The sequence below is a fragment of the Pseudomonas sp. Leaf434 genome (assembly GCF_001425545.1).
Lineage (GTDB): Bacteria > Pseudomonadota > Gammaproteobacteria > Pseudomonadales > Pseudomonadaceae > Aquipseudomonas > Aquipseudomonas siliginis.
Genome location: NZ_LMQZ01000001.1, coordinates 14,379 through 36,129 on the forward strand (window position 1 = coordinate 14,379; position 21,751 = coordinate 36,129).

A 21,751-nucleotide genomic window follows, 5' to 3' on the forward strand; every position below is an offset into this window, starting at 1 on the left:
AGTCCGACAACCAATTCGCGACACACGCCTCATCTCAAGGTGAACCTTTCGCCTTGGCTCCTACGATAAAAACAAGTTCTGGAGACCAGCATGAACGCATCGCTTACGCCCAACGACACCACGCTGCAAAAGGTCAAACTGCTGATCGACGGCGAATGGGTCGAGTCGCAGACCACCGAGTGGCACGACATCGTCAACCCGGCCACCCAGCAAGTGCTGGCCAAGGTTCCGTTCGCCACCGCCGCTGAGGTCGATGCCGCTGTCAGCGCCGCCCAGCGTGCCTTCCAGACCTGGAAACTGACCCCGATCGGCGCGCGGATGCGCATCATGCTCAAGTTGCAAGCGCTGATCCGCGAGCACTCCAAGCGCATCGCCGTCGTCCTGAGCGCCGAACAGGGCAAGACCATTGCTGACGCCGAGGGCGATATTTTCCGTGGCCTGGAAGTGGTCGAGCACGCGTGCTCGATCGGCACCCTGCAAATGGGCGAGTTCGCCGAGAACGTGGCTGGCGGCGTCGACACTTACACCCTGCGCCAGCCGATCGGCGTCTGCGCCGGCATCACGCCGTTCAACTTCCCGGCGATGATTCCGCTGTGGATGTTCCCGATGGCGATCGCCTGCGGCAACACCTTCGTGCTCAAGCCTTCGGAACAGGACCCGCTGTCGACCATGCTGCTGGTGGAACTGGCCATTGAGGCTGGCGTTCCGGCGGGCGTGCTCAACGTCGTGCACGGCGGCAAGGATGTGGTCGATGGTCTGTGCACGCACAAGGACATCAAAGCCGTGTCGTTCGTCGGTTCGACCGCTGTCGGCACCCACGTTTATGACCTGGCCGGCAAACACGGCAAGCGCGTGCAGTCGATGATGGGCGCAAAAAACCACGCCGTGGTGCTGCCGGACGCCAATCGCGAGCAAGCGCTGAATGCTTTGGTCGGTGCCGGTTTCGGTGCCGCCGGGCAACGCTGCATGGCCACGTCGGTGGTGGTGCTGGTCGGTGCCGCAAAACAGTGGCTGCCAGACCTGAAAGCGCTGGCGCAGAAACTCAAGGTCAACGCCGGCAGCGAGCCGGGTACCGATGTCGGCCCGGTGATTTCGAAAAAAGCCAAGGCGCGGATCCTCGAACTGATCGAAAGCGGCATCAAGGAAGGCGCCAAGCTTGAACTCGATGGTCGTGACATCAGCGTGCCGGGTTATGAACAAGGCAATTTTGTCGGCCCGACCCTGTTCTCCGGTGTGACCACCGACATGCAGATTTACACCCAGGAAATCTTCGGCCCGGTGCTGGTGGTGCTGGAAGTCGACACCCTCGACCAGGCGATTGCGCTGGTCAACGCCAATCCTTTCGGCAACGGCACTGGCCTGTTCACCCAGAGCGGTGCGGCGGCGCGTAAATTCCAGACGGAAATCGACGTCGGTCAGGTCGGCATCAACATTCCGATTCCGGTGCCGGTACCGTTCTTCAGCTTCACCGGTTCGCGCGGTTCGAAACTCGGCGACCTCGGCCCGTACGGCAAGCAAGTGGTGCAGTTCTACACGCAGACCAAAACGGTCACGGCGCGCTGGTTCGACGACGACAGCGTCAACGACGGCGTGAACACCACCATCAACCTGCGCTGAGGATTCGATCATGAAAATCGCATTTATCGGGCTGGGCAACATGGGCGCGCCGATGGCGCGCAACCTGATCAAGGCCGGCCACTCGTTGAACCTGGTCGACCTGAACAAAACCGTGCTGGCGGAACTCGAGCAACTGGGCGGCACCATCCGCGCTTCGGCCCGCGAGGCGGCGGAAGATGCCGAACTGGTGATCACCATGCTCCCGGCCGCGGTGCATGTGCGCAGTGTCTGGCTGGGTGAAGAGGGCGTGCTCGCCGGCATTCGCCAAGGCGTGCCGGCGGTGGATTGCAGCACCATCGATCCGCAGACTGCCCGCGACGTAGCGGCGGCCGCCGCCAAACACGGCGTGGCCATGGCCGATGCGCCGGTCTCCGGCGGTACTGGCGGTGCGACGGCCGGAACGCTGACCTTCATGGTCGGCGCTACCCCGGAACTGTTCGCCACCCTGCAACCGGTGCTGGCGCAGATGGGCCGCAACATTGTGCATTGCGGTGAAGTCGGCACCGGCCAGATCGCCAAGATCTGCAACAACCTGCTGCTGGCAATCTCGATGGTCGGCGTCAGTGAAGCGATGGCGTTGGGCGATGCGCTGGGGATCGACACCGGTGTGCTGGCCGGAATCATCAACAGCTCGACCGGCCGTTGCTGGAGTTCGGAGATGTACAACCCGTGGCCGGGCATCGTCGAAACGGCGCCGGCCTCGCGCGGTTATACCGGTGGTTTCGGCGCGGAACTCATGCTGAAGGATCTTGGGCTGGCGACTGAAGCGGCGCGGCAGGCGCATCAACCGGTAGTGCTCGGCGCGGTGGCGCAGCAGTTGTATCAGGCGATGAGTCAGCGCGGTGACGGTGGGAAAGACTTCTCGGCGATCATCAACAGCTATCGCAAGCCGCAGTAACGCGATCAGCCCTTTGTGGCGAGGGGATTTATCCCCGTTGGGTTGCGCAGCAGCCCCCTGGAGTGTGTCAGGTAAACCGAGTGCTCAGGGTTTGCGACTGCTGCGCAGTCGAGCGGGGATAAATCCCCTCGCCACAGGTTTTAGCAACGCCGGGATATTTGCCGGGAAATCACGTCGGGTGATTTCCCGGCTTTTTTGCATCAGGCGAAGACGAAGTATTTGCGCACGGTCTCGACCACTTCCCACGTGCCTTTCATGCCCGGCTCAACCACGAAGATATCGCCAGCACGCAGATGAATCGGCGCCATGCCGTCCGGGGTGATCACGCAGTAGCCTTCCTGGAAATGGCAGTACTCCCATTTCACATAATCGACGCGCCACTTGCCCGGTGTGCAGATCCAGGTGCCCATGATCTTGCTGCCGTCTTCGCTGGTGTAGGCATTGAGGTTGACGGTGTGCGGGTCGCCTTCGAGTTTTTCCCATTTGCAGGCGTCGAGCACTGGCAGCGGGTGGGTGTCGCGCAGAACGGTGATAGGGGCGGTCGCGGTCATGGGGACTCCGGGCAAGTGGACTTGAGAATTGAAGTCGCACCCTATAGCGCCCGGTTGTCGCTCAGTTGTCTGGGGTCGACATCGGAGTGCTCAGAAACGCGCGCAGCAATAAGTGCTTGTAACAGCGCTTGGGCATACCCCGGCAGCGCGGCGAAGTCTTTCGCGCAGAGCAATAACGCGCGGCGCGCCCATGGCTCATTGAGAGGTGTGCACTTGAACCGTTCCAGCGTCGCGCGTTCGACAGCGGCCAACGGCACGATGGCCAGGCCGGCGCCATGGGCGACCATACGCATCGCGCCATCAAAGCCATCGGCGCGAATGCGCACCTGCATCCGCGCGCCGCTGTGCAGCGCCTGTTCTTCCAGATAAATCGCCAATGCGCTGTCGGCGCTCAATCCGACAAAGTCGTGCTGCAACGCGTCGCTGAAACTGACCCCGGCGGCGTCAGACAACGGGTGATCGAGCGGCAGAATCAGCACCAGCGGATCGTCGCGAAACGCCTGAGTCTGCAGGCCGTTGGCGTCGACCGCGTCGGAGACGATGCCCAGATCCGCTGCGCCTTCACGCAAGGCATGGGTAATTCGCGCACTGGGCAGTTCCTGTAGATCAATGTCGAGATTGGGATGGCTGCGCAAAAAGTCCGCGAGCACTTCTGGCAGGTACTCGGTGATCGCCGTGGTGTTGCATAACAGCCGCACCTGGCCTTTGACGCCATGCGCGTAATCGGCGAGGTCCTGCTGCATGCGTTCGGCCTGTTGCAAAAGGATACGCGCGTGGCGGGCGAGGGCTTTACCGGCCGGGGTCGGGGTGACGCCGCGCCGACCACGTTCGAGGAATTCGGCGCCCAGCGAGGCTTCCATCGCGCGGATTCGGGCGCTGGCGGCGGCGAGGGACAAGTGGCTGCGGGCGGCGCCGGCGGTGATGTTGCCGGTGTCGAGAATGTGCAGGTAGAGGCGCAGGTCGGTGAGGTCGAAGTGCATGGGGTTTGCCTGTGGTTTCGCGGTGGCTGGGCTGGCCCTTTCGCGAGCAGGCTCGCTCCCACAGGGACTCATGTACAGAGCAAATCCCGTGTGGGAGCGAGCCTGCTCGCGAAGAGGCCAGATGCCCCAACGCCGATGTCAGCCTCTTGCAAAGGAAGAGGCTGCCTCAGTATATGGCAGATTTTCCCCCAGCCCGGATCAGTGCACATTACCCTAATGCACACACTAACCGACTTCTACCAAACCCTCGGCCCGACCCTGTCCCTGCTGGTCGTCGCCACCTTCTTGCTCGCCGGCACGGTCAAAGGCGTGATCGGCCTCGGCCTGCCCACCGTTGCGATGGGCCTGCTCGGTCTGGCTATGGCGCCGGCGCAGGCAGCCGCGCTGTTGATCATTCCGGCGACCCTGACCAACCTCTGGCAACTGGCCTTCGGCGGTCATCTGCAAGGATTGATCAAACGCCTCTGGCCCATGCTGCTGATGATCTTCCTCGGCACCGGCATCAGCACCCTCTGGATCGGCATGACCGGCGGCCATTGGGTGGTGCGCGGACTTGGCGCGGCGCTGCTGCTGTATGCATTGAGCGGATTGCTCTTGCCTACGCTACACGTCAAATCCGCGCATGAATCGTGGCTCGGCCCGCTGTGTGGCCTGATCACCGGCGTCATCACCTCCGCCACCGGCGTCTTCGTGATTCCGGCGGTGCCGTACCTGCAAGCGCTGGGGCTGAGCCGCGATGAGTTGGTGCAGGCGCTCGGCCTGTCCTTCACCGTCTCGACCCTGGCGCTGGCCGCTGGGCTGTTCTGGCACGACGCACTCGGCGGTGGCGAATTGAGCGCCTCGCTGCTGGCGCTGATCCCGGCCATGCTTGGCATGTGGCTCGGTCAGTGGCTGCGTCAGCGCATCAGTGCGGTGCTGTTCAAGCGGGTGTTCTTTATCGGAATGGGCGCGCTCGGCGCCCATTTGCTGATCAGCGGCTAGCCGACGATTCGCTGAGCATGTCGATCGCGCGAATATCGAAATCGCGCTCAAGATAGTCCATGCGCCTGGCGAAAAACGCTTTCATGTGCGGCAATGCCGAATGCTCATCCAGATGCGCCTGGCTCGCCCAGATCTCGTAGAAGATAAACAGCGTCGGATCTTCCTTGTCGCGCAGCATGTGGTACTCGATACAGCCCGGTTCGGCGCGGCTTGGCTCGACGTAAGCGCGGAACAGCGCTTCGAATTCGGCGGCTTTTTCCGGGCGGGTCTTGGCGTGCAGGATAAAACCCTGGCGTTCACTCATCACAACTTCCTCAAAAGCAGAAAGCGGCGATGCTACGGCAACAATTGGTGATCGATTCGTGCGTTTTGGTCAAATGTATTTTGCGTCGATGTGGCTTTTTCCGCGCGAGATCGATGGTTAATCTGCGGCCATTCCAATTCTTGATTCAATCCAGCCTCAAAGGCTGCGCCGAGGTTTTCCGATGAAGAAAGTGCTGTTGCTCAATGGCGGTAAAAAATTCGCCCATTCCGATGGCCGCTATAACACCACACTGCACGAAACCGCGCTGAGCGTGCTGGATCGCGGCGGTGTCGACGTCAAGACCACGTTTATCGACGAGGGCTATGACGTTGCCGAAGAAGTGGCGAAATTCCTCTGGGCCGACGTGATCATTTATCAGATGCCGGGCTGGTGGATGGGCGCGCCGTGGACGGTGAAAAAGTACCTCGACGAAGTCTTCACCGAAGGTCACGGCAGCCTCTACGCCAGCGACGGCCGCACCCGTTCCGATGCCTCGCAGAAGTACGGCAGTGGCGGTCTGATTCAGGGCAAGCAATACATGCTGTCGCTGACCTGGAACGCGCCGCAGCAAGCCTTTGATGACCCGGCTGATTTCTTCGAAGCCAAAGGCGTGGACGCGGTGTACTTCCCGTTCCACAAGGCCAACGAGTTTCTGGGCATGACCGCGCTGCCGACCTTCCTCTGCGTCGACGTAATGAAGCGTCCGAATATCGAGAATGATGTGGTGCGCTATGAGCAGCATCTGACTGAGGTGTTTGGCCTCAAGGCTTGATGGGTTTCGGGCTACTATCCGGGTACAGCAAAAGATCGCGGCCTTTGGCAGCTCCTGCAGGGGGCATGGCGACGGGCTGCGATCGGCGATTCCAGCGAGGACACCCGTGAAAGCCAGATCCGATGAGTTGCAGATTTTCGTCTGCGTGATCGAGTGCGGTTCGATTTCCGCCGCCGCCGAGCAGGTCGGCCAGACGCCGTCAGCCGTCAGTCGCACGCTGTCGAAGCTCGAAGCCAAGCTCGACACCACGCTGATCAACCGCACCACGCGACGCATGGACCTGACCGAGGAGGGCAAGTATTTCTTCGAACAGGCCAAGTTGATTCTCGACCAGATGGATCAACTCGAAGAACGCCTGTCCTCGCGCCAGCAGACCCCATCCGGGCGCCTGCGCATCAACGCTGCCTCGCCGTTCATGCTCCACGCCATCGTTCCCTACATCGACGAATTCCGGCAGCTGTACCCGGACATCCTGCTCGAACTCAACAGCAATGACCTGATCATTGACCTGCTGGAACAAAGCACCGACGTCGCCATCCGCATCGGCACCCTCGCCGACTCGACGCTGCATGCGCGTTCGCTCGGTTGCAGTCCGTTGATGATTGTTGCCAGCCCCGCCTATTTGAAGAAGCACGGTGCACCACGACAAGTGGCGGATTTGAGCGAACACACGTTGCTCGGCTTTACCCAGAACGAAGGCCTCAACCAGTGGCCGCTGCGCTATGTGCATGGCGACCGTTGGCCGATCAGCCCGGCGATCAGCGCTTCCAGCGGCGAGACCGTGCGCCATTTGGCACTGGAAGGGCAGGGCATTGCCTGTCTGTCGCATTTCATGACCATCGACGACATCCGCGCCGGACGCCTGAAAGTCCTGCTCGGCGAATTCAACAGCGGCTACCGCCAGCCGATCAACGCCGTGTACTACCGCAACTCGCAACTGGCGTTGCGCATCCAGTGCTTCCTCGACTTTATCCAGGGCAAACTCGCCGCCTACGCCAGCGCCGAATTCAAAGACTGATTCGTGATCCCTGCGCAAGAGTGAATTGGCCGAGGGCGGGTTTTTCGCCGGGTTTCATCGGCCGATACTCGCTGCATCACTTATTCACGCAGGGAGTTTCTCCATGAACGTATTCGTCACCGGCGCGGCCGGTTTTATCGGCGGTTCCATCGCCACCGGCCTGGTGCAGGCCGGGCACAAAGTTACCGGTCTGGTGCGCAGCGCGGAGCAGGCTGATGAGCTGAAAGCATTAGGCATGAATGCGCTGATCGGCACCCTTGATGACAGCCAGTTGCTGGCGCAACAGGCGCGTGCTGCCGATGCCGTCATCAACGCTGCCAGCAGCGATCATCGCGGTGCGGTGGAAGCGTTACTCGACGCTTTGCGCGGCTCGAATAAAGTCTTTCTGCACACCAGCGGTTCGAGCATTGTCGGCGACGCTTCCGGCGGCAAATCCAGCGATGACATTTACTACGAAGACAACCTGCCGCAACCGACTGTCGATAAGGCAGATCGCGTAGCCATCGACAACCTAGTGCTCGCAGCGTCGAAGGATGGAGTGAACTCGGCGGTGATCTGCAACACCTTGATTTACGGCCACAGCCTGGGCGTCAACCGCGACAGCGTGCAATTGCCGCGACTGCTCAAGCAGGCGCGCAAAAGCGGCGTCGTTCGCCACGTCGGGACAGGGCAGAACATCTGGTCCAACGTGCACATCGAAGACGTCGTCGCCTTGTATCTGCTGGCGCTGACCAGGAATGTGCCGGGCACTTTCTACTTCGTTGAAAGCGGTGAAGCGTCGTTCATCGACATGACCACCGCCATGGCCGACGCCCTGAACCTGGGCAAACCGCAAGACTGGCCACTGCAAGACGCCGAGGCCGAATGGGGCTACGAAATGGCCAACTACGGCCTCGGTTCCAACAGCCGCGTACGCGGCAAACACGCCCGGGAACTGCTGGGCTGGACGCCAAAGCGCACGTCGGTGGTTGAATGGATTCGTAACGAAATGGTGTGAGTTCAGCGCGCACCGAGTGAAGCCATTCGCGAGCAGGCTCGCTCCCACAGGTGACCGCGTTCTGCCTGGAAAAATGTAATTCCTGTGGGAGCTGGCTTGCCAGCGATAGCAGTGGATCAGTCGCCACCCATGTTGAACGTGGCGCCGTCATCGCTGGCAAGCCAGCTCCCACAGGGACTTTGTGGTGGCCAGGAAGCCATGAAAATCCCACACTCCGATTTTCATTAAACACGACAACACATATCCACCAACGACACCTCTTGTCTCTCCACGAAAATTACTTTCATGCGGTTTGAAATCTCTATCTCGAAATGATTTATGAGTTTCACAACCCATTCGAACGTGACCCTTTCGAGGAGTACCGCATGACGCCTTCCTTCGGCTATTGGCTGCTGGTCTACGCCGCTGTGGCCATCATCGCGCTGATCGTGTTGATCGCCCGTTACCGGCTCAATCCGTTCATTGTCATCACCCTGATTTCCCTGGGCCTGGCGCTGGTGGCCGGGATGCCGCCGTCGGCGGTGGTCGGTGCGTATGAGGCGGGCGTCGGCAAGACGCTGGGGCATATTGCGCTGGTGGTGGCATTGGGGACGATGCTCGGCAAGATGATGGCCGAGTCCGGCGGCGCCGAGCAGATGGCGCGCACGCTGATCGACAGATTCGGCGAAAAGAACGCGCACTGGGCGATGGTCTGCATTGCGTTTCTGGTCGGTCTGCCGCTGTTCTTTGAAGTCGGTTTCGTCCTGCTGGTGCCAATCGCCTTCACCGTCGCCCGCCGCGTTGGCGTGTCGATTCTGATGGTCGGTCTGCCGATGGTAGCCGGCCTCTCGGTGGTGCATGCGCTGGTGCCGCCGCACCCGGCGGCGATGCTCGCGGTGCAGGCCTATCAGGCCTCGGTCGGGCAGACCTTGCTGTTCGCCATCGCGATCGGCATTCCGACCGCGATCATCGCCGGGCCGCTGTACGCGAAATTCATCGTGCCGCGCATTCAATTGCCGGCGGACAATCCGCTGGAAAAGCAATTTCTCGAGCGCGAGCCGCGCGACAGATTGCCGGGTTTCGGCATCACCATGGCAACCATTCTGCTGCCGGTGGTGCTGATGCTGATCGGCGGCTGGGCCAATCTGATTTCCACCCCCGGCAGCGCTTTCAACCAGTTCCTGCTGTTCATCGGCAATTCGGTGATCGCGCTGTTGCTGGCGACTTTGCTGAGCTTCTGGACGCTAGGGATTGCCCAAGGTTTCAACCGCGAATCGATCCTCAAATTCACCAACGAATGCCTCGCGCCCACCGCCAGCATCACCTTGCTGGTCGGTGCTGGTGGCGGCTTGAACCGGATTCTGGTGGATGCCGGCGTCACCGATCAGATCGTCGGCCTCGCTCACGAATTTCACCTGTCGCCGCTGATCATGGGCTGGTTGTTCGCTGCGCTGATGCGCGTTGCCACTGGCTCGGCCACCGTGGCGATGACCACCGCATCAGGCGTTGTCGCGCCGGTGGCCATCGGTCTGGGTTATCCACACCCTGAGCTTTTGGTGCTGGCGACCGGCGCCGGCTCGGTTATCTTTTCCCACGTCAACGACGGCGGCTTCTGGTTGATCAAGGAATACTTCAACATGACAGTCGCGCAGACGTTCAAGACCTGGACCGTGCTCGAGACGCTGATTTCGCTGGTCGCTTTCGCGCTGACCGTCGGCCTTTCCTACCTGCTGTAACCGGAGCCCGCCGCCCATGGACATCCTCTACCAGATCCGCGCCCGCCAGGATTCCTTCAGTGCCGGCGAGGGGCGCATTGCGCGGTTGATGCTCGACGATGTCGGGTTTGCCGCCAGCGCCAGCCTCGAAGACCTCGCACAACGCGCCGAGGTCAGCACCGCCACGCTGTCGCGCTTTGCCCGCACGGTCGGCTGCCGAGACCTGCGCGATCTGCGCCTGCAACTGGCCCAGGCCAGCGGCGTTGGCAGCCGTTTTCTCGACCCGGCAGGCACGCCCGAGCAGTCGGCGTTCTACGGGCAGATTGTCGGCGACATCGAAACCACGCTGCGCCAGCATCTGGCCGGTTTCGATGAATCGCGCTTCGCCGACGCAGTGAAATTGCTCAGCCAGGCGCGGATGATTCACGCGTTCGGCATGGGCGGTTGCTCGACCCTGTGCAGCGATGAATTGCAGGTGCGTCTGGTGCGCCTCGGTTACCCGATTGCGGTGTGTCATGACGCGGTGATGATGCGCGTCACCGCCGCCAGTTTGAACGCCGAGCAAGTGCTGATCGCCTGCTCGCTGACCGGCATCACCCCGGAGCTTTTGGAAACCGTGGAGCTGGCGCGCAACTACGGCGCGCGCATCCTCGCCATCACTCGCGGCGATTCACCACTGGCGGAACTGGCCGACGTCGTCCTGCCGCTGCAAGGCGCGGAAACCTCGTTCATCTACAAACCGACGGCGGCGCGCTACGGCATGCTGCTGGCCATCGACGTTCTCGCCACCGAACTGGCGCTGGCCAGCCCTGAAGACAATCAAGAACGTCTGCGTCGAATCAAACTCGCCCTCGACGAATACCGTGGCGGCGACGATCGCCTGCCGCTGGGAGACTGACATGCAGTACGACACCCTGATCCGCAACGCGCTGGTCATCGACGGCAGCAACACGCCGGGCTACCGCGCAGACGTGGCGATTCTCAATGGCCGCATCGAGCGCATCGGCGATCTGCCTGACGCCCGCGCCAGCGAAGAAATCGACGCCGCCGGCCGGGTGCTGGCGCCGGGTTTCATCGACGTGCACACCCACGACGACACGGTGGTCATTCGCCAACCCGAGATGCTGCCCAAGCTTAGCCAAGGCGTGACCACGGTGATTGTCGGCAACTGCGGCATCAGCGCTTCGCCGGTCACCTTGAAGGGCAATCCACCCGATCCGATGAACCTGCTCGGCAGCGCAGCGGCGTTCGTCTACCCGCGTTTCAACGACTACCGCGCTGCCGTCGAAGCGGCCAACACCACGTTGAACGTTGCGGCACTGGTCGGCCACACCGCGCTGCGCAGCAATCACCTCGACGACTTGTTCCGCACTGCAACGCCCGACGAAATCACCGCCATGCGCGTGCAGTTGCGTGACAGCCTCGAGGCCGGCGCGTTGGGCTTATCCACAGGTCTGGCCTACGCTAGCGCCTTCAACGCGTCCACCGATGAAGTCATGCAACTGACCGAAGAACTGACGGCGTTCGGCGCGGTGTACACCACCCATCTGCGCAGCGAATTCGCCCCGGTGCTGGAGGCGATGGACGAAGCGTTTCAGATCGGCCGCCACGCGCAGTCACCGGTGATCATTTCCCACCTCAAATGCGCCGGCGTCGGTAACTGGGGGCGCAGTCCGCAATTGCTCGCAGCGCTGGAAGAGGCAGCGAAAACCCATCCGGTCGGCTGCGATTGCTATCCCTATGCGGCGAGTTCTTCGACCCTGGATTTGAAGCAAGTCACCGACGCGCACCGCATCACCATTACCTGGTCAACACCGCATCCGGAAGTCAGCGGGCGCGACCTGATCGACATCGCTGGCGAATGGAAACTGTCGCTGGAAGAAACCGCGAAACGTCTGCAACCGGCGGGGGCGGTGTATTACGGCATGGACGAGGCCGACGTCAGAAGAATCCTCGCCCATCCGCTTTCGATGGTCGGCTCTGACGGACTGCCCGAAGACCCGTTCCCGCATCCGCGCCTGTGGGGCGCTTTCCCACGGGTGCTGGGCCATTTCAGTCGCGACGTCGGGTTGTTTCCACTGCACACCGCCGTGCACAAGATGACCGGCCTGTCGGCGGCGCGTTTTGGCTTGCAGGAAAGGGGCGAGATTCGTGAAGGACATTGGGCGGATCTGGTGTTGTTCGATCCGGCGACCGTGCGTGACGTGGCCGATTTCAACGATCCGCAGCGGGCGGCGCAGGGGATTGACGGGGTTTGGGTCAACGGCGTTTTGAGTTATCGCGACGGACAGGCGAATGGCAGCAGGGCAGGGCGGTTTCTGGCTCGCGAAGGTAATTTGCGCGAAGGATTTTATTGATGATGATGGCGCCAAAAGATCGCAGCCTTCGGCAGCTCCTACAGGAGATCGCATTCCAATGTAGGGGCTGCCGAAGGCTGCGATCTTTTGATCTATGTCTCATGGTGGCACTGTGCAATTAAAGAAAGCCATCCACAAGCCGATTTGCTGACATCCTCCCCGTCTACATTGTGGGGCCATTCAGTCAGGGAGCACCCCATGAGCTTCGGCAAAACCACCCCGATCCTGCGGATCTTCGATGAGGCCAAGGCTGTCGAGTTCTACGTCGATTTTCTCGGTTTCAAGATCGACTGGCAGCATCGCTTCGAAGCGAATTTTCCGCTGTATCTGCAGGTGTCGCGGGGCGAGTGTGTGCTGCATCTGTCCGAGCATCACGGCGATGCGTGCCCGGGTTCGGCGCTGCGTATCGAAACCGATGAGCTGGAGGCGTTTCAGCAGCAACTGATGGCCAAGGATTACAAGTTCTCGCATCCGCAGATTCAGGCGATGCCGTGGGGCAGTCAGGACATGACCATTGCTGATCCGTTTGGCAATCGGTTGGTGTTTACCAATGCGATCAGTCTTTGATCTGCATGCCTGAGATCAAAAGCCCCTCACCCTAGCCCTCTCCCGGAGGGAGAGGGGACCGACCGAGTTGACCGTGCTTCAAACGTCTACCTGAACGACCGTGTCGAATATGGATTCACAGCGATCATTTCAGGTCGGCGTATTTCGTGAGCATCGCACGGTCGGCCCCCTCTCCCTCTGGGAGAGGGCTGGGGTGAGGGCAATCCCTGACACCCCACCAAAATCAGCCCACACCAAATCCCCCAAAAACCCTCAATCAGTCGGCACCAGCCGATCCAGCACCCGATTCACCGCCATCTCCGCGACCATCACAATCTGCGCAATGCCCTGCAACGTCTTGCGTTGCGAACCGTTCACCAGCCCCGCCTGATCGTTGAGCATCACCGTCGCCGACCCCAACGTTTCGCAGGCGTCGGCCAACAGCGATTCGTTGTCGGCCTCGGGATTGGCCATGTACAGCGTGTTGGATTTGTAGGGTGGGGCCATGAATTCAGCGCTGGACGTGCCGAGATAATGATCGAGGGCGCGGTCGGCGGCTTCGTGGAATTTCTTCGAGTCGGCGGATTCGTAGGGGGATGCCGGGTCGGTGGTTGGCGGGTTTGGGGTTACTTTGAACATATCCAGATCCTCATTTTGGCTGGCCACCGCTTCCCTACTAAAGGAAGTGGAGGCAGCTGTGCGCAGGTTAGTAGACCGGGGATCTGGGAAACCGGCGCGCCCGAGAGCGCCCTGCGCACAGCCACCATAAAGCTCAGGCGAGGCCTGACTGTCTGATGAACGATGCACCCCAAATACTCCGGGCTACTAAACCCGATCACTGATAGGCAGTGACGCAATCACAGTAGCGATGAGGTCTGGGGCGCACAAGCCGGCGGATTCTGGCGCAGGCGTAGGCAGGGGCGCAAGGAATTGTGGGTGGTTTCGCTGAATGTCTGGCGGCTTTAAACAGTTGCGCCAAGACGTGTTTAATCGGTGTGGCAAATGACGCCTTCGCGAGCAGGCTCGCTCCCACAAGGGGTCTGCGGTGAACTCGGAAATGCAGGCAACCGAGAACTACTGTGGGAGCGAGCCTGCTCGCGAAGAGCCCATCAGCATCACCGCCGATTCCGCAGCCGAAACTCCCCCGGCGGCATCCCGCGCCAGCTCTTGAAGGTGCGATGAAACGAGCGCGGTTCGGTGAAGCCCAGATACTGCGCAATGTCCTGAATCGGCAACGTACTGTTGAGCAAATAATGCTCGGCCAGTTCCTGACGCAGCTCATCGAGAATCTGCTGATACGACGTCCCCATCTGCTGCAATTGCCGCTGCAACGTGCGCACCGAGACGCTGAGCTGTTCGGCCACTTGCTCCTTGCGCGGCAGGCCCTCCTTGAGCAAACCGCGCAGAATGTTTTTCACCTGCTGCGCCAGCGACACATCCTCCAGCGTCGCCAGCAAACCCATCGCGTGTTCTTCCAGGGTTCGCAGCAATTGCGCATCGGCCTGGCGCAGCGGCAACTGCAAATAAGCCAGCGGCACCACCAGCGCCGAACACGCCTGATCGAACAGCACCGGGCAGCCGAAAAACGCCTCGTACTCGGCCAGCGTCACCGCATCCGGCCGCCCATGCTCCAGCCATACGCAGGCCGGTGACAGCTGCGTGTCGGCGATCCAGCGCGCGTAGTGCAGCCACGAACCGAGCACATTTTCCACCAAATGCCTACGAATCCGTGGCCGCTCGTATCGGCAGGTCCAGATCAGATGCACGTGCTCGCCCCGCACCTCGGCGCGGCTGACGCCCATGTCGCCGACGAGTTTTTCGAACGGCATGATCCGGCTCATCGCATCGCCCAGCGTCGCGCAATTCATGGTGATGTAACCGAGCACGCTCCACGAATTGGGCAGGACGAAATTCGCCGCATGCAGCCCGAACAAGCCATCGCCCGAGTGCTCGCAGAAATAATCCAGCAAGCGCTCGTGAACCTCGCCCGGCAGGCGCAAGGTGTTGTCGCTCAACTGCTGCGCCTGCAACCCGGCCGCCGCCAATGCAGGCTCGATGGCCATGCCCAACTGTTCGGCATGGCGCAGGTATTTGAGCAGCGGCGGAACGGAAGTGAAGCCAAGCGATGGCATGGTCGCGGTCCTTTGATCGACGGCGCGTGAGCGAATGAATGCCGCAAGGTAAGTGGATTGCCCGGCGAAAGTAAATGCCCGGACGTTTGGCGCCATTCGCTACAGGTTCTGGCCGGATGCGACCGTGACAGATCTCCAGCGCTGACTAGTATGCAAGCTTGATCCAACGGCAGAAAAAGGACACACGCATGCGACGCTGGAACGGCTGGGGAGAGGCAGGCACGGTGGTCGAACTGCCGGCCCAGGGCGCGACATTTCTCCACGAACGCCTGGGTGCTGGCCGGGCATTGCCCGATGCGACCCTGGCAGCGGCGTTGGCGCAAGTGCCGACCTCGCGGCTGGTGCCGCATCGCTTGTACAGCGTCGATACTCACGATCGCCTGTTGCACGCGCGCGGCCAGAGCCTGCCGGACTGGCTGGCGTTGCGCGAAGGTGCGCTGGGTACTTATCCCGATGCCGTGGCGTTTCCCGAAACCGCTGAGCAGATCCGCCAATTGCTGGCCCTCGCCCATGATCAGGATCTGTGCCTGATTCCCTACGGCGGCGGCACGTCGGTGGCCGGGCACATCAATCCGCCGAACTCCACGCGGCCGGTGCTGACGGTGTCGCTGGCGCGGATGAATCGCCTGACCGACCTCGACGAACACAGCCTGCTGGCGACATTCGGCCCCGGCGCCAGCGGGCCGCAAGTCGAAAGCCAGTTGCGTGCGCGCGGCTACACGCTGGGACATTTCCCGCAGTCGTGGGAGCTGTCGACGCTGGGCGGTTGGGTCGCCAGTCGTTCCAGCGGCCAGCAGTCGTTGCGCTACGGGCGGATCGAGCAATTGTTTGCCGGCGGCACCCTGGAAACGTTCGCCGGGCCTCTGCAGATTCCGACGTTTCCGGCGTCGGCCGCCGGCCCGGATCTGCGTGAAGTGGTGCTCGGTTGCGAGGGCCGTTTCGGGATCATTTCCGAAGTCAAAGTGCGAGTCAGCGCGTTGCCGGCGGACGAGCGTTTCTACGGTGTGTTCCTGCCCGACTGGCCGCACGCGCTGCAAGCAATCCGGCAACTGGCGCAGGCGCGCGTACCGCTGTCGATGCTGCGTCTGTCGAACGCGGTGGAAACCGAAACGCAACTGGCGCTGGCCGGCCATCCGCAGCAGATCGCCTGGCTGGAAAAGTACCTCAAGCTGCGCGGCGCTGGCGACGGCAAATGCCTGCTGACCTTCGGCGTGACCGGCAATCGCCAGCAAAACGCACTGTCACTGAAACACGCGCGCCAGCATCTGAAAGCCTTCGGCGGCGTGTTCACCGGCACCCTGCTGGGCAAGAAGTGGGCGCAGAACCGCTTCCGCTTTCCCTACCTGCGCGAGAACCTGTGGAACGCCGGTTACGTGGTCGACACCCTCGAAACGGCCACCGACTGGAGCAACGTCGACCACTTGCTCAGCCTCATCGAAAACAGCCTGCGCGACGCCTTGGCCGCCGAGGGCGAGCGCGTGCATGTGTTCACTCATCTCTCGCACGTTTACGGCGAAGGCTCGAGCATTTACACCACTTACGTTTTTCGCCCGGCAGCGGACTATGCGGCGACGCTGGCGCGCTGGCGGATGCTCAAACACGCGGCCAGCCAAACCATCGTCGACAACCACGGCACCATCAGCCATCAGCACGGTGTCGGCAAGGATCACGCGCCGTATCTGCTGCGCGAAAAAGGCCCGCTGGCGATGCAGACGTTGCAGGCGCTGAGCGAACATTTCGACCCGGAGGGGCGCCTCAACCCGGGCACGCTGTTGCCAGAGCCGCGGCCATGACGGCGAACTGGAACGCGCAATGGCGCGAGCAGATGCTGCCGACGCTGGCGGATCAAACCTGGGACCTGATCGTCATCGGCGGCGGCATCAGCGGCGCCGGGATCGTCCGCGAAGCGGCGCGCCGGGGCTGGCGTTGTCTGCTGCTGGAGCAGCGCGATTTTGCCTGGGGCACCTCCAGCCGATCGTCGAAAATGGTCCACGGCGGTTTGCGTTACATCGCCAAGGGCCAGTGGCGCCTGACCCGCGATTCGGTGCGCGAGCGCCAGCGTTTGCTTGATGAAGCGCCGGGACTGGTCGAGCCGATGAGTTTCATGATGCCGCACTATCGCGGCGGCTTTCCCGGGCCGCGCGTCATGGGCGGCTTGCTCTCGGTGTACGACGCGCTGGCGGGGCGGCGCAACCATGCTTTTCATGACGCCCAGCAACTGCGTTTTCTCGCCCCGGGGGTTAAGGAAAACGGCCTGCTCGGCGGCAGCTGTTTTGTCGATGCACTGACCGATGATGCGCGGCTGGTGATGCGCGTACTGCGCGAGGCCCGGGCCGATGGCGCGGTGGTGCTCAATGGTGTGCGGGTCACGCAACTGCTGCGTGAAGGCGGGCGCGTGTGCGGGGTTCAGATCGAAGATTGCGAAAGCGGGGCGACGCTGCAATTGCGCTCCGCTGTGTTGGCCGTGGCCACAGGCGCGTGGGCTGAGCGCTTGCGTCCCGTTGAGTCAGTGAAGCAATTGCGCCCGTTGCGCGGCAGTCATCTGTTACTGCCGGGCTGGCGTTTGCCAGTGGCGCAGGCGTTCACCTTTCTGCATGCGCGCGATCGGCGCCCGGTGTTCGTGTTTCCGTGGGAAGGCGCGACGGTGGTCGGCACCACGGACCTCGATCACCGCGAAGACCTCGACCACAGCGCGCGCATTTCCAGCGACGAACTCGACTATCTGCTCGCCGCTTGCCAGCAGCAATTTCCCGGCGCCGAAATAGGCGTCGACGATGTGCTGTCGACCTGGTCAGGCGTGCGTCCGGTGGTCGGCAGCGCGACGGGTGCGCAGCAGGGCAAACCGTCCAACGAGACCCGCGAACATGTGCTGTGGCAGGAGCCGGGTTGCGTGACTTTGGCCGGCGGCAAACTGACCACATTTCGCCCGCAAGCGATCGAAGTGCTCAAGGCTTGTGCGGCGATGCTTGGGCGTTCTTTTGTCGATGACGGCGCGCCGGTGTTCGCCGCTGTGCCGCCGCTGACGATTGCGGGACTGAGCGGCAATCAATGGCGACGCTTAGCCGGGCGTCACGGTCGAGACCTGCCGAGGCTGGCGCAATTGCTCGGCGAACTCGGTCCGGAAACGGTAGGCGCTAGCGATACTTTGTGGGCAGAGCTGGCGTTCGCTTGCGAGGCGGAAATGATTCTGCACCTGGATGATTTGCTGCTGCGCCGCACCCGTTTGGGCCTGTTGCTGCCGCGCGGTGGCGAGGATTATTTGCCGGCGATCCGCACGCTGTGCCAGCCACGATTGGCCTGGGATGATGAGCGCTGGCAAACGGAAATCCAGCGCTATCGTTTGCTTTGGCTGCGCGATCACGGCTTGCCGGAGATCACACCATGAAATACCTATTAGCGATCGACAACGGCACCCAGAGCGTGCGCGCGTTGCTCTTCGATCTGCAGGGCAATCTGCTCGGCAAAGGCAAAGTCGACTTGCAGGCGTACTACTCGACGCAACCCGGTTGGGCCGAGCAGGATCCGGAATATTACTGGGCGAAACTCGGCGAGGCCTGCCAGCAACTCTGGCAGCAGACCGGCATCGACCGTGCGCAGATTGCCGGCGTGTCACTGACCACCCAGCGCGGCACCGTGATCAACGTGGACGCCAAGGGCAAACCGCTGCGCCCGGCAATTGTCTGGCTCGATCAACGTCAGGCTGAGGTCGAGGGCAGCATCAAAGGGCCGTGGGGCTGGCTGTTCAAACTGGTCGGCGCCCAAGCGACGGTGGATTATTTCCGCGCCCAGGCCGAGGCCAACTGGATCGCCCGGCATCAGCCCGAGGTGTGGGCGGCGACCGACAAGTATTTACTGCTTTCAGGCTTCCTCACCCATCGCTTGTGCGGGCGCTTCGTCGACTCCATCGGCTGCTGCGTCGGCTATCTGCCCTTCGACTTCAAACGGCTGAAATGGGCGGCGCCGCGCGACTGGAAATGGCAGGCACTGGCGGTGCGCCCGGAGCAGTTGCCGAGCCTGCACAAACCCGGCGAAACCCTCGGCTACATCACAGCCGAAGCCGCCCGCCACACCGGCATCCCCGAGGGCCTGCCGTTGATTGCCGCAGGCGCAGACAAGGCCTGCGAAGTGATCGGCTCCGGCGTGGTCGATGCGCGCACCGTGTGCCTGTCCTACGGCACCACCGCGACCGTCACCAGCACCCGCTCGCGCTACCTGGAAATCGTCCCGCTGATCCCGCCGTACCCCTCGGCCGTGCCCGATCAGTACAACTGCGAAGTGATGATCTATCGCGGCTACTGGATGGTCAGCTGGTTCAAGAACGAATTTGGCCTGCGCGAGATGCAGCAGGCGAAAGCGCAAGGCATCGAACCGGAGCAACTGTTCGACGCACTGGTCAACGAAGTGCCACCGGGCTCGATGGGGCTGATGCTGCAACCGTACTGGTCACCGGGCATCCGCGAACCGGGCGTGGAAGCCAAAGGCGCGATGATCGGCTTCGGCGACGTACACACCCGCGCGCACATCTACCGGGCGATTCTCGAAGGCCTGGCCTACGCGCTGCGCCAGGGCATGGAGAACATCGAGCGGCGTTCAAATGTCTCGATCAAACGCCTGCGCGTCGCCGGCGGCGGCTCACAAAGCGACGCCGCCATGCAACTGACCGCCAACATCTTCGGCCTGCCGGCAGAACGCCCGCATGTGTATGAAGCGTCCGGGTTGGGGGCGGCGATATGCTGCGCGGTGGGGTTGGGACTGCACAAGGATTTCCCATCGGCCATTGCGGCGATGACTCGCGTGGGAGCGGTCTTTAACCCACAACCCGAGGCGCAGGAGATTTACCAGCAACTGTACAAAGACGTCTATCTGCGCATGTATCGGCAGCTCAAACCGCTATACCAAAGCATCCGCAAAATCACCGGGTATCCCGAATAGTCCCGACACCATACACCCCTGTGGGAGCGAGCCTGCTCGCGAAGGCGGAGTGTCAGGCACTGTTGATTCGCCTGACCCACCGCCATCGCGGGCAAGCCCGCTCCCACAGGGGTATTGCGGTGTGCTCAAAATCCAGCGACCCACACAAATCCAATGTGGGAGCGAGCCTGCTCGCGAAGGCGCNTCGCGGGCAAGCCCGCTCCCACAGGGGTATTGCGGTGTGCTCAAAATCCAGCGACCCACACAAATCCAATGTGGGAGCGAGCCTGCTCGCGAAGGCGCAGCGTCAGGCAATGTTGATTTGACTGACCCACCGCCTTCGCGGGCAAGCCCGCTCCCACAGGGGTATTGCGGTGTGCTCAAAATCCAGCGACCCACACAAATCCAATGTGGGAGCGAGCCTGCTCGCGAAGGCGCNTCGCGGGCAAGCCCGCTCCCACAGGGGTATTGCGGTGTGCTCAAAATCCAGCGACCCACACAAATCCAATGTGGGAGCGAGCCTGCTCGCGAAGGCGCAGTGTCAGGCAATTTTGATTTGATTGACCCACCGCCATCGCGGGCAAGCCCGCTCCCACAGGGATTTTCGGTGAGCTCAAAATCCGGTGAGTCACACAAATCCAATGTGGGAGCGAGCCTGCTCGCGAATGCGGAGTGTCAGGCAACATGGATTTGGTTGACCCACCGCCATCGCGGGCAAGCCCGCTCCCACAAGGGATCTGCGGTGTGCTCAAATCCTGTGACCCACAGAAATCCAAATGTGGGAGCGAGCCTGCTCGCGAATGCGGAGTGTCAGGCAATGTTGATTTGACTGACCCACCGCCTTCGCGGGCAAGCCCGCTCCCACAAGGGATCTGCGGTGTGCTCAAATCCTGTGACCCACATAAATCCAAATGTGGGAGCGAGCCTGCTCGCGAAGGCGCAGTGTCAGGCAATGTTGATTTGATTGACCCACCGCCATCGCGGGCAAGCCCGCTCCCACAGTTATCGAGATGAACACATCAACAGTGCTCGATCACGAAAACCTGTGGGAGCGGGCTTGCCCGCGATTCGGTTTCAGCCTCAGCGCAAAACCAACGTCATACGCGGAAGTGGCTGACCATCTGCTGCAACTGACCACCCAACCGCGCCAGTTCAACACTCGACGCTGCCGTCTCATCACTCGCCGCTGCGGTCTGCTCGGACACGTCGCGCACGTTGATGATGCTGCGGCTGATCTCTTCGGCCACGGCGCTTTGCTGTTCGGCAGCGGCGGCGATCTGCTGGTTCATCGACTGGATGTTCGACACCGTGCGGGTGATGTTTTCCAGCGAGGCGCCGGCCTTGCGCGTCAGGGCGACGCTGCTGTCGGTCAGCGCGCGGCTGTTGTTCATCACTGCCGAAACCTGCTGGGTGCCGTTCTGCAGGCCGGCGACCAGACCTTCGATTTCCTCGGTGGATTTCTGCGTGCGTTGAGCCAGACCGCGTACCTCATCGGCGACCACGGCAAACCCACGCCCGGCTTCACCGGCACGCGCGGCTTCGATCGCGGCGTTGAGGGCGAGCAGGTTGGTCTGTTCGGCAACAGCCTTGATCACGTCCATGACGCTGCCGATCTTGTCGCTTTCCTGTTGCAGCACGCTCATCGCTTCGGTCGAACGCACCACTTCGCTGGCCAGACGCTCGATCTGCGCGATGGCCTCATTCACCACCTTGTCGCCTTCACGGGCCTCGCCGTCCGCAGCAGCGGCAGCTTGCGACGCTTCCTCAGCATTACGCGCAACTTCCTGCACAGTGGCAGTCATTTCGTGCATGGCAGTGGCGACCTGATCGGTCTCGACTTTCTGGCTGTTCACACCGGCGCTGGTCTGTTCGGTTACAGCCGACAACTCTTCAGCGGCGCTGGCAATCTGCGTGACGCCGTCGCGGATGCCACTGATCAAATCACGCAGGGTCACGCCCATGCGCGCAATGCCTTGCTGCAACACGCCGAGCT

At 61.9% G+C, this 21,751-nt stretch carries 19 protein-coding genes; 13 read left to right on the forward strand and 6 right to left on the reverse strand.

All coding sequences use genetic code 11. The annotated features are described in order from the left end of the window. Positions 1-90: 90 nt before the first annotated feature. Together ASG55_RS00045 and mmsB are read left to right on the forward strand one after the other, a co-directional pair. Positions 91-1,617, forward strand: a complete 1,527-nt coding sequence (locus ASG55_RS00045) for a CoA-acylating methylmalonate-semialdehyde dehydrogenase (RefSeq protein WP_024011486.1) — start codon at positions 91-93, stop codon at positions 1,615-1,617. Between the two features lie 10 nt (positions 1,618-1,627). After that, positions 1,628-2,515, forward strand: a complete 888-nt coding sequence (mmsB, locus tag ASG55_RS00050; RefSeq protein WP_016770578.1) for a 3-hydroxyisobutyrate dehydrogenase — start codon at positions 1,628-1,630, stop codon at positions 2,513-2,515. A gap of 200 nt (positions 2,516-2,715) precedes the next feature. On the opposite strand, the gene ASG55_RS00055 is transcribed toward mmsB, so the two are convergent. Next, positions 2,716-3,066: a cupin domain-containing protein gene (locus tag ASG55_RS00055; protein WP_016770579.1), complete on the reverse strand. Its 351-nt coding sequence runs from the start codon at positions 3,064-3,066 to the stop codon at positions 2,716-2,718. A 41-nt stretch (positions 3,067-3,107) separates the two neighbouring features. Continuing rightward, positions 3,108-4,046 carry a LysR substrate-binding domain-containing protein gene (locus ASG55_RS00060; RefSeq protein WP_056782820.1) on the reverse strand — a complete coding sequence of 313 codons (939 nt, stop codon included), beginning with the start codon at positions 4,044-4,046 and terminating at the stop codon, positions 3,108-3,110. Between the two features lie 216 nt (positions 4,047-4,262). On the opposite strand from ASG55_RS00060, the gene ASG55_RS00065 reads away from it, so the two are divergent. Then, positions 4,263-5,027 carry a sulfite exporter TauE/SafE family protein gene (locus tag ASG55_RS00065; RefSeq protein ID WP_056782822.1) on the forward strand — a complete coding sequence of 255 codons (765 nt, stop codon included), beginning with the start codon at positions 4,263-4,265 and terminating at the stop codon, positions 5,025-5,027. Here ASG55_RS00065 and ASG55_RS00070 read toward each other — a convergent pair. Continuing rightward, a complete protein-coding gene (locus tag ASG55_RS00070) occupies positions 5,017-5,331 on the reverse strand; it encodes a putative quinol monooxygenase (RefSeq protein ID WP_056782824.1) in 315 nt (104 codons plus the stop codon). The genes ASG55_RS00065 and ASG55_RS00070 overlap by 11 nt on opposite strands. 181 nt (positions 5,332-5,512) lie before the next feature. Here ASG55_RS00070 and ASG55_RS00075 point away from each other — a divergent pair, with 181 nt between their 5' ends. From ASG55_RS00075 to ASG55_RS00105, 7 genes are all read left to right on the forward strand, one after another. Further along, complete coding sequence (locus tag ASG55_RS00075; RefSeq protein ID WP_056782826.1) at positions 5,513-6,103, forward strand: NAD(P)H-dependent oxidoreductase; 591 nt, start codon at positions 5,513-5,515, stop codon at positions 6,101-6,103. A 106-nt stretch (positions 6,104-6,209) separates the two neighbouring features. Further along, positions 6,210-7,121, forward strand: a complete 912-nt coding sequence (locus ASG55_RS00080; protein ID WP_056782828.1) for a LysR family transcriptional regulator — start codon at positions 6,210-6,212, stop codon at positions 7,119-7,121. 103 nt (positions 7,122-7,224) lie between these two features. Further along, on the forward strand, positions 7,225-8,118 hold the full coding sequence (locus ASG55_RS00085) for an NAD-dependent epimerase/dehydratase family protein (protein ID WP_056782830.1): 894 nt from the start codon (positions 7,225-7,227) through the stop codon (positions 8,116-8,118). Between the two features lie 365 nt (positions 8,119-8,483). After that, positions 8,484-9,833, forward strand: a complete 1,350-nt coding sequence (locus tag ASG55_RS00090) for a GntP family permease (protein WP_056786729.1) — start codon at positions 8,484-8,486, stop codon at positions 9,831-9,833. A gap of 16 nt (positions 9,834-9,849) precedes the next feature. Continuing rightward, entirely contained in the window at positions 9,850-10,710 is an 861-nt protein-coding gene (locus ASG55_RS00095) for a MurR/RpiR family transcriptional regulator (protein ID WP_056782832.1), read from the forward strand. 1 nt (position 10,711) lies between these two features. Then, positions 10,712-12,169 (forward strand): N-acyl-D-amino-acid deacylase family protein, encoded by a 1,458-nt coding sequence (locus ASG55_RS00100; protein ID WP_056782834.1) that lies wholly within the window; start codon positions 10,712-10,714, stop codon positions 12,167-12,169. Between the two features lie 198 nt (positions 12,170-12,367). Then, entirely contained in the window at positions 12,368-12,736 is a 369-nt protein-coding gene (locus tag ASG55_RS00105; RefSeq protein WP_016771789.1) for a glyoxalase superfamily protein, read from the forward strand. A gap of 252 nt (positions 12,737-12,988) precedes the next feature. Here ASG55_RS00105 and ASG55_RS00110 read toward each other — a convergent pair whose 3' ends face one another. Together ASG55_RS00110 and gliR are read right to left on the reverse strand one after the other, a co-directional pair. Beyond that, positions 12,989-13,354, reverse strand: coding sequence for a DUF6124 family protein (locus ASG55_RS00110; RefSeq protein WP_056782836.1), 366 nt, complete (start codon positions 13,352-13,354; stop codon positions 12,989-12,991). Between the two features lie 476 nt (positions 13,355-13,830). Further along, positions 13,831-14,847: an AraC family transcriptional regulator GliR gene (gene gliR / locus ASG55_RS00115; protein WP_056782838.1), complete on the reverse strand. Its 1,017-nt coding sequence runs from the start codon at positions 14,845-14,847 to the stop codon at positions 13,831-13,833. 188 nt (positions 14,848-15,035) lie between these two features. On the opposite strand from gliR, the gene ASG55_RS00120 reads away from it, so the two are divergent. Genes ASG55_RS00120 through ASG55_RS00130 form a run of 3 tightly spaced genes read left to right on the forward strand, consistent with a single transcriptional unit; the run spans position 15,036 to position 19,779 of the window. Beyond that, positions 15,036-16,640: an FAD-binding oxidoreductase gene (locus ASG55_RS00120; protein ID WP_056782840.1), complete on the forward strand. Its 1,605-nt coding sequence runs from the start codon at positions 15,036-15,038 to the stop codon at positions 16,638-16,640. Continuing rightward, positions 16,637-18,232: a glycerol-3-phosphate dehydrogenase/oxidase gene (locus tag ASG55_RS00125; protein ID WP_056782841.1), complete on the forward strand. Its 1,596-nt coding sequence runs from the start codon at positions 16,637-16,639 to the stop codon at positions 18,230-18,232. The genes ASG55_RS00120 and ASG55_RS00125 overlap by 4 nt, the downstream gene beginning before the upstream one ends. Beyond that, positions 18,229-19,779 (forward strand): FGGY-family carbohydrate kinase, encoded by a 1,551-nt coding sequence (locus tag ASG55_RS00130; protein WP_056782843.1) that lies wholly within the window; start codon positions 18,229-18,231, stop codon positions 19,777-19,779. Before ASG55_RS00125 ends, ASG55_RS00130 begins: the two co-directional genes overlap by 4 nt. A gap of 1,076 nt (positions 19,780-20,855) precedes the next feature. Here the strand turns inward: ASG55_RS00130 and ASG55_RS27560 are convergent. Then, the gene (locus ASG55_RS27560; protein WP_370593494.1) at positions 20,856-21,719 is read right to left on the reverse strand and encodes a methyl-accepting chemotaxis protein; all 864 of its coding nucleotides are present in this window, start codon (positions 21,717-21,719) and stop codon (positions 20,856-20,858) included. Positions 21,720-21,751: the final 32 nt, after the last annotated feature.

What these genes read in the sequence shown, in the direction of transcription:
- ASG55_RS00045 (WP_024011486.1), top strand. Translation starts at nt 91, where the DNA reads ATGAACGCATCGCTTACGCCCAACGACACCACGCTGCAAAAGGTCAAA.
- mmsB (WP_016770578.1), top strand. Translation starts at nt 1,628, where the DNA reads ATGAAAATCGCATTTATCGGGCTGGGCAACATGGGCGCGCCGATGGCG.
- ASG55_RS00055 (WP_016770579.1), bottom strand. Translation starts at nt 3,066, where the DNA reads ATGACCGCGACCGCCCCTATCACCGTTCTGCGCGACACCCACCCGCTG.
- ASG55_RS00060 (WP_056782820.1), bottom strand. Translation starts at nt 4,046, where the DNA reads ATGCACTTCGACCTCACCGACCTGCGCCTCTACCTGCACATTCTCGAC.
- ASG55_RS00065 (WP_056782822.1), top strand. Translation starts at nt 4,263, where the DNA reads ATGCACACACTAACCGACTTCTACCAAACCCTCGGCCCGACCCTGTCC.
- ASG55_RS00070 (WP_056782824.1), bottom strand. Translation starts at nt 5,331, where the DNA reads ATGAGTGAACGCCAGGGTTTTATCCTGCACGCCAAGACCCGCCCGGAA.
- ASG55_RS00075 (WP_056782826.1), top strand. Translation starts at nt 5,513, where the DNA reads ATGAAGAAAGTGCTGTTGCTCAATGGCGGTAAAAAATTCGCCCATTCC.
- ASG55_RS00085 (WP_056782830.1), top strand. Translation starts at nt 7,225, where the DNA reads ATGAACGTATTCGTCACCGGCGCGGCCGGTTTTATCGGCGGTTCCATC.
- ASG55_RS00090 (WP_056786729.1), top strand. Translation starts at nt 8,484, where the DNA reads ATGACGCCTTCCTTCGGCTATTGGCTGCTGGTCTACGCCGCTGTGGCC.
- ASG55_RS00095 (WP_056782832.1), top strand. Translation starts at nt 9,850, where the DNA reads ATGGACATCCTCTACCAGATCCGCGCCCGCCAGGATTCCTTCAGTGCC.
- ASG55_RS00100 (WP_056782834.1), top strand. Translation starts at nt 10,712, where the DNA reads ATGCAGTACGACACCCTGATCCGCAACGCGCTGGTCATCGACGGCAGC.
- ASG55_RS00105 (WP_016771789.1), top strand. Translation starts at nt 12,368, where the DNA reads ATGAGCTTCGGCAAAACCACCCCGATCCTGCGGATCTTCGATGAGGCC.
- ASG55_RS00110 (WP_056782836.1), bottom strand. Translation starts at nt 13,354, where the DNA reads ATGTTCAAAGTAACCCCAAACCCGCCAACCACCGACCCGGCATCCCCC.
- gliR (WP_056782838.1), bottom strand. Translation starts at nt 14,847, where the DNA reads ATGCCATCGCTTGGCTTCACTTCCGTTCCGCCGCTGCTCAAATACCTG.
- ASG55_RS00120 (WP_056782840.1), top strand. Translation starts at nt 15,036, where the DNA reads ATGCGACGCTGGAACGGCTGGGGAGAGGCAGGCACGGTGGTCGAACTG.
- ASG55_RS00125 (WP_056782841.1), top strand. Translation starts at nt 16,637, where the DNA reads ATGACGGCGAACTGGAACGCGCAATGGCGCGAGCAGATGCTGCCGACG.
- ASG55_RS00130 (WP_056782843.1), top strand. Translation starts at nt 18,229, where the DNA reads ATGAAATACCTATTAGCGATCGACAACGGCACCCAGAGCGTGCGCGCG.
- ASG55_RS27560 (WP_370593494.1), bottom strand. Translation starts at nt 21,719, where the DNA reads ATGGGCGTGACCCTGCGTGATTTGATCAGTGGCATCCGCGACGGCGTC.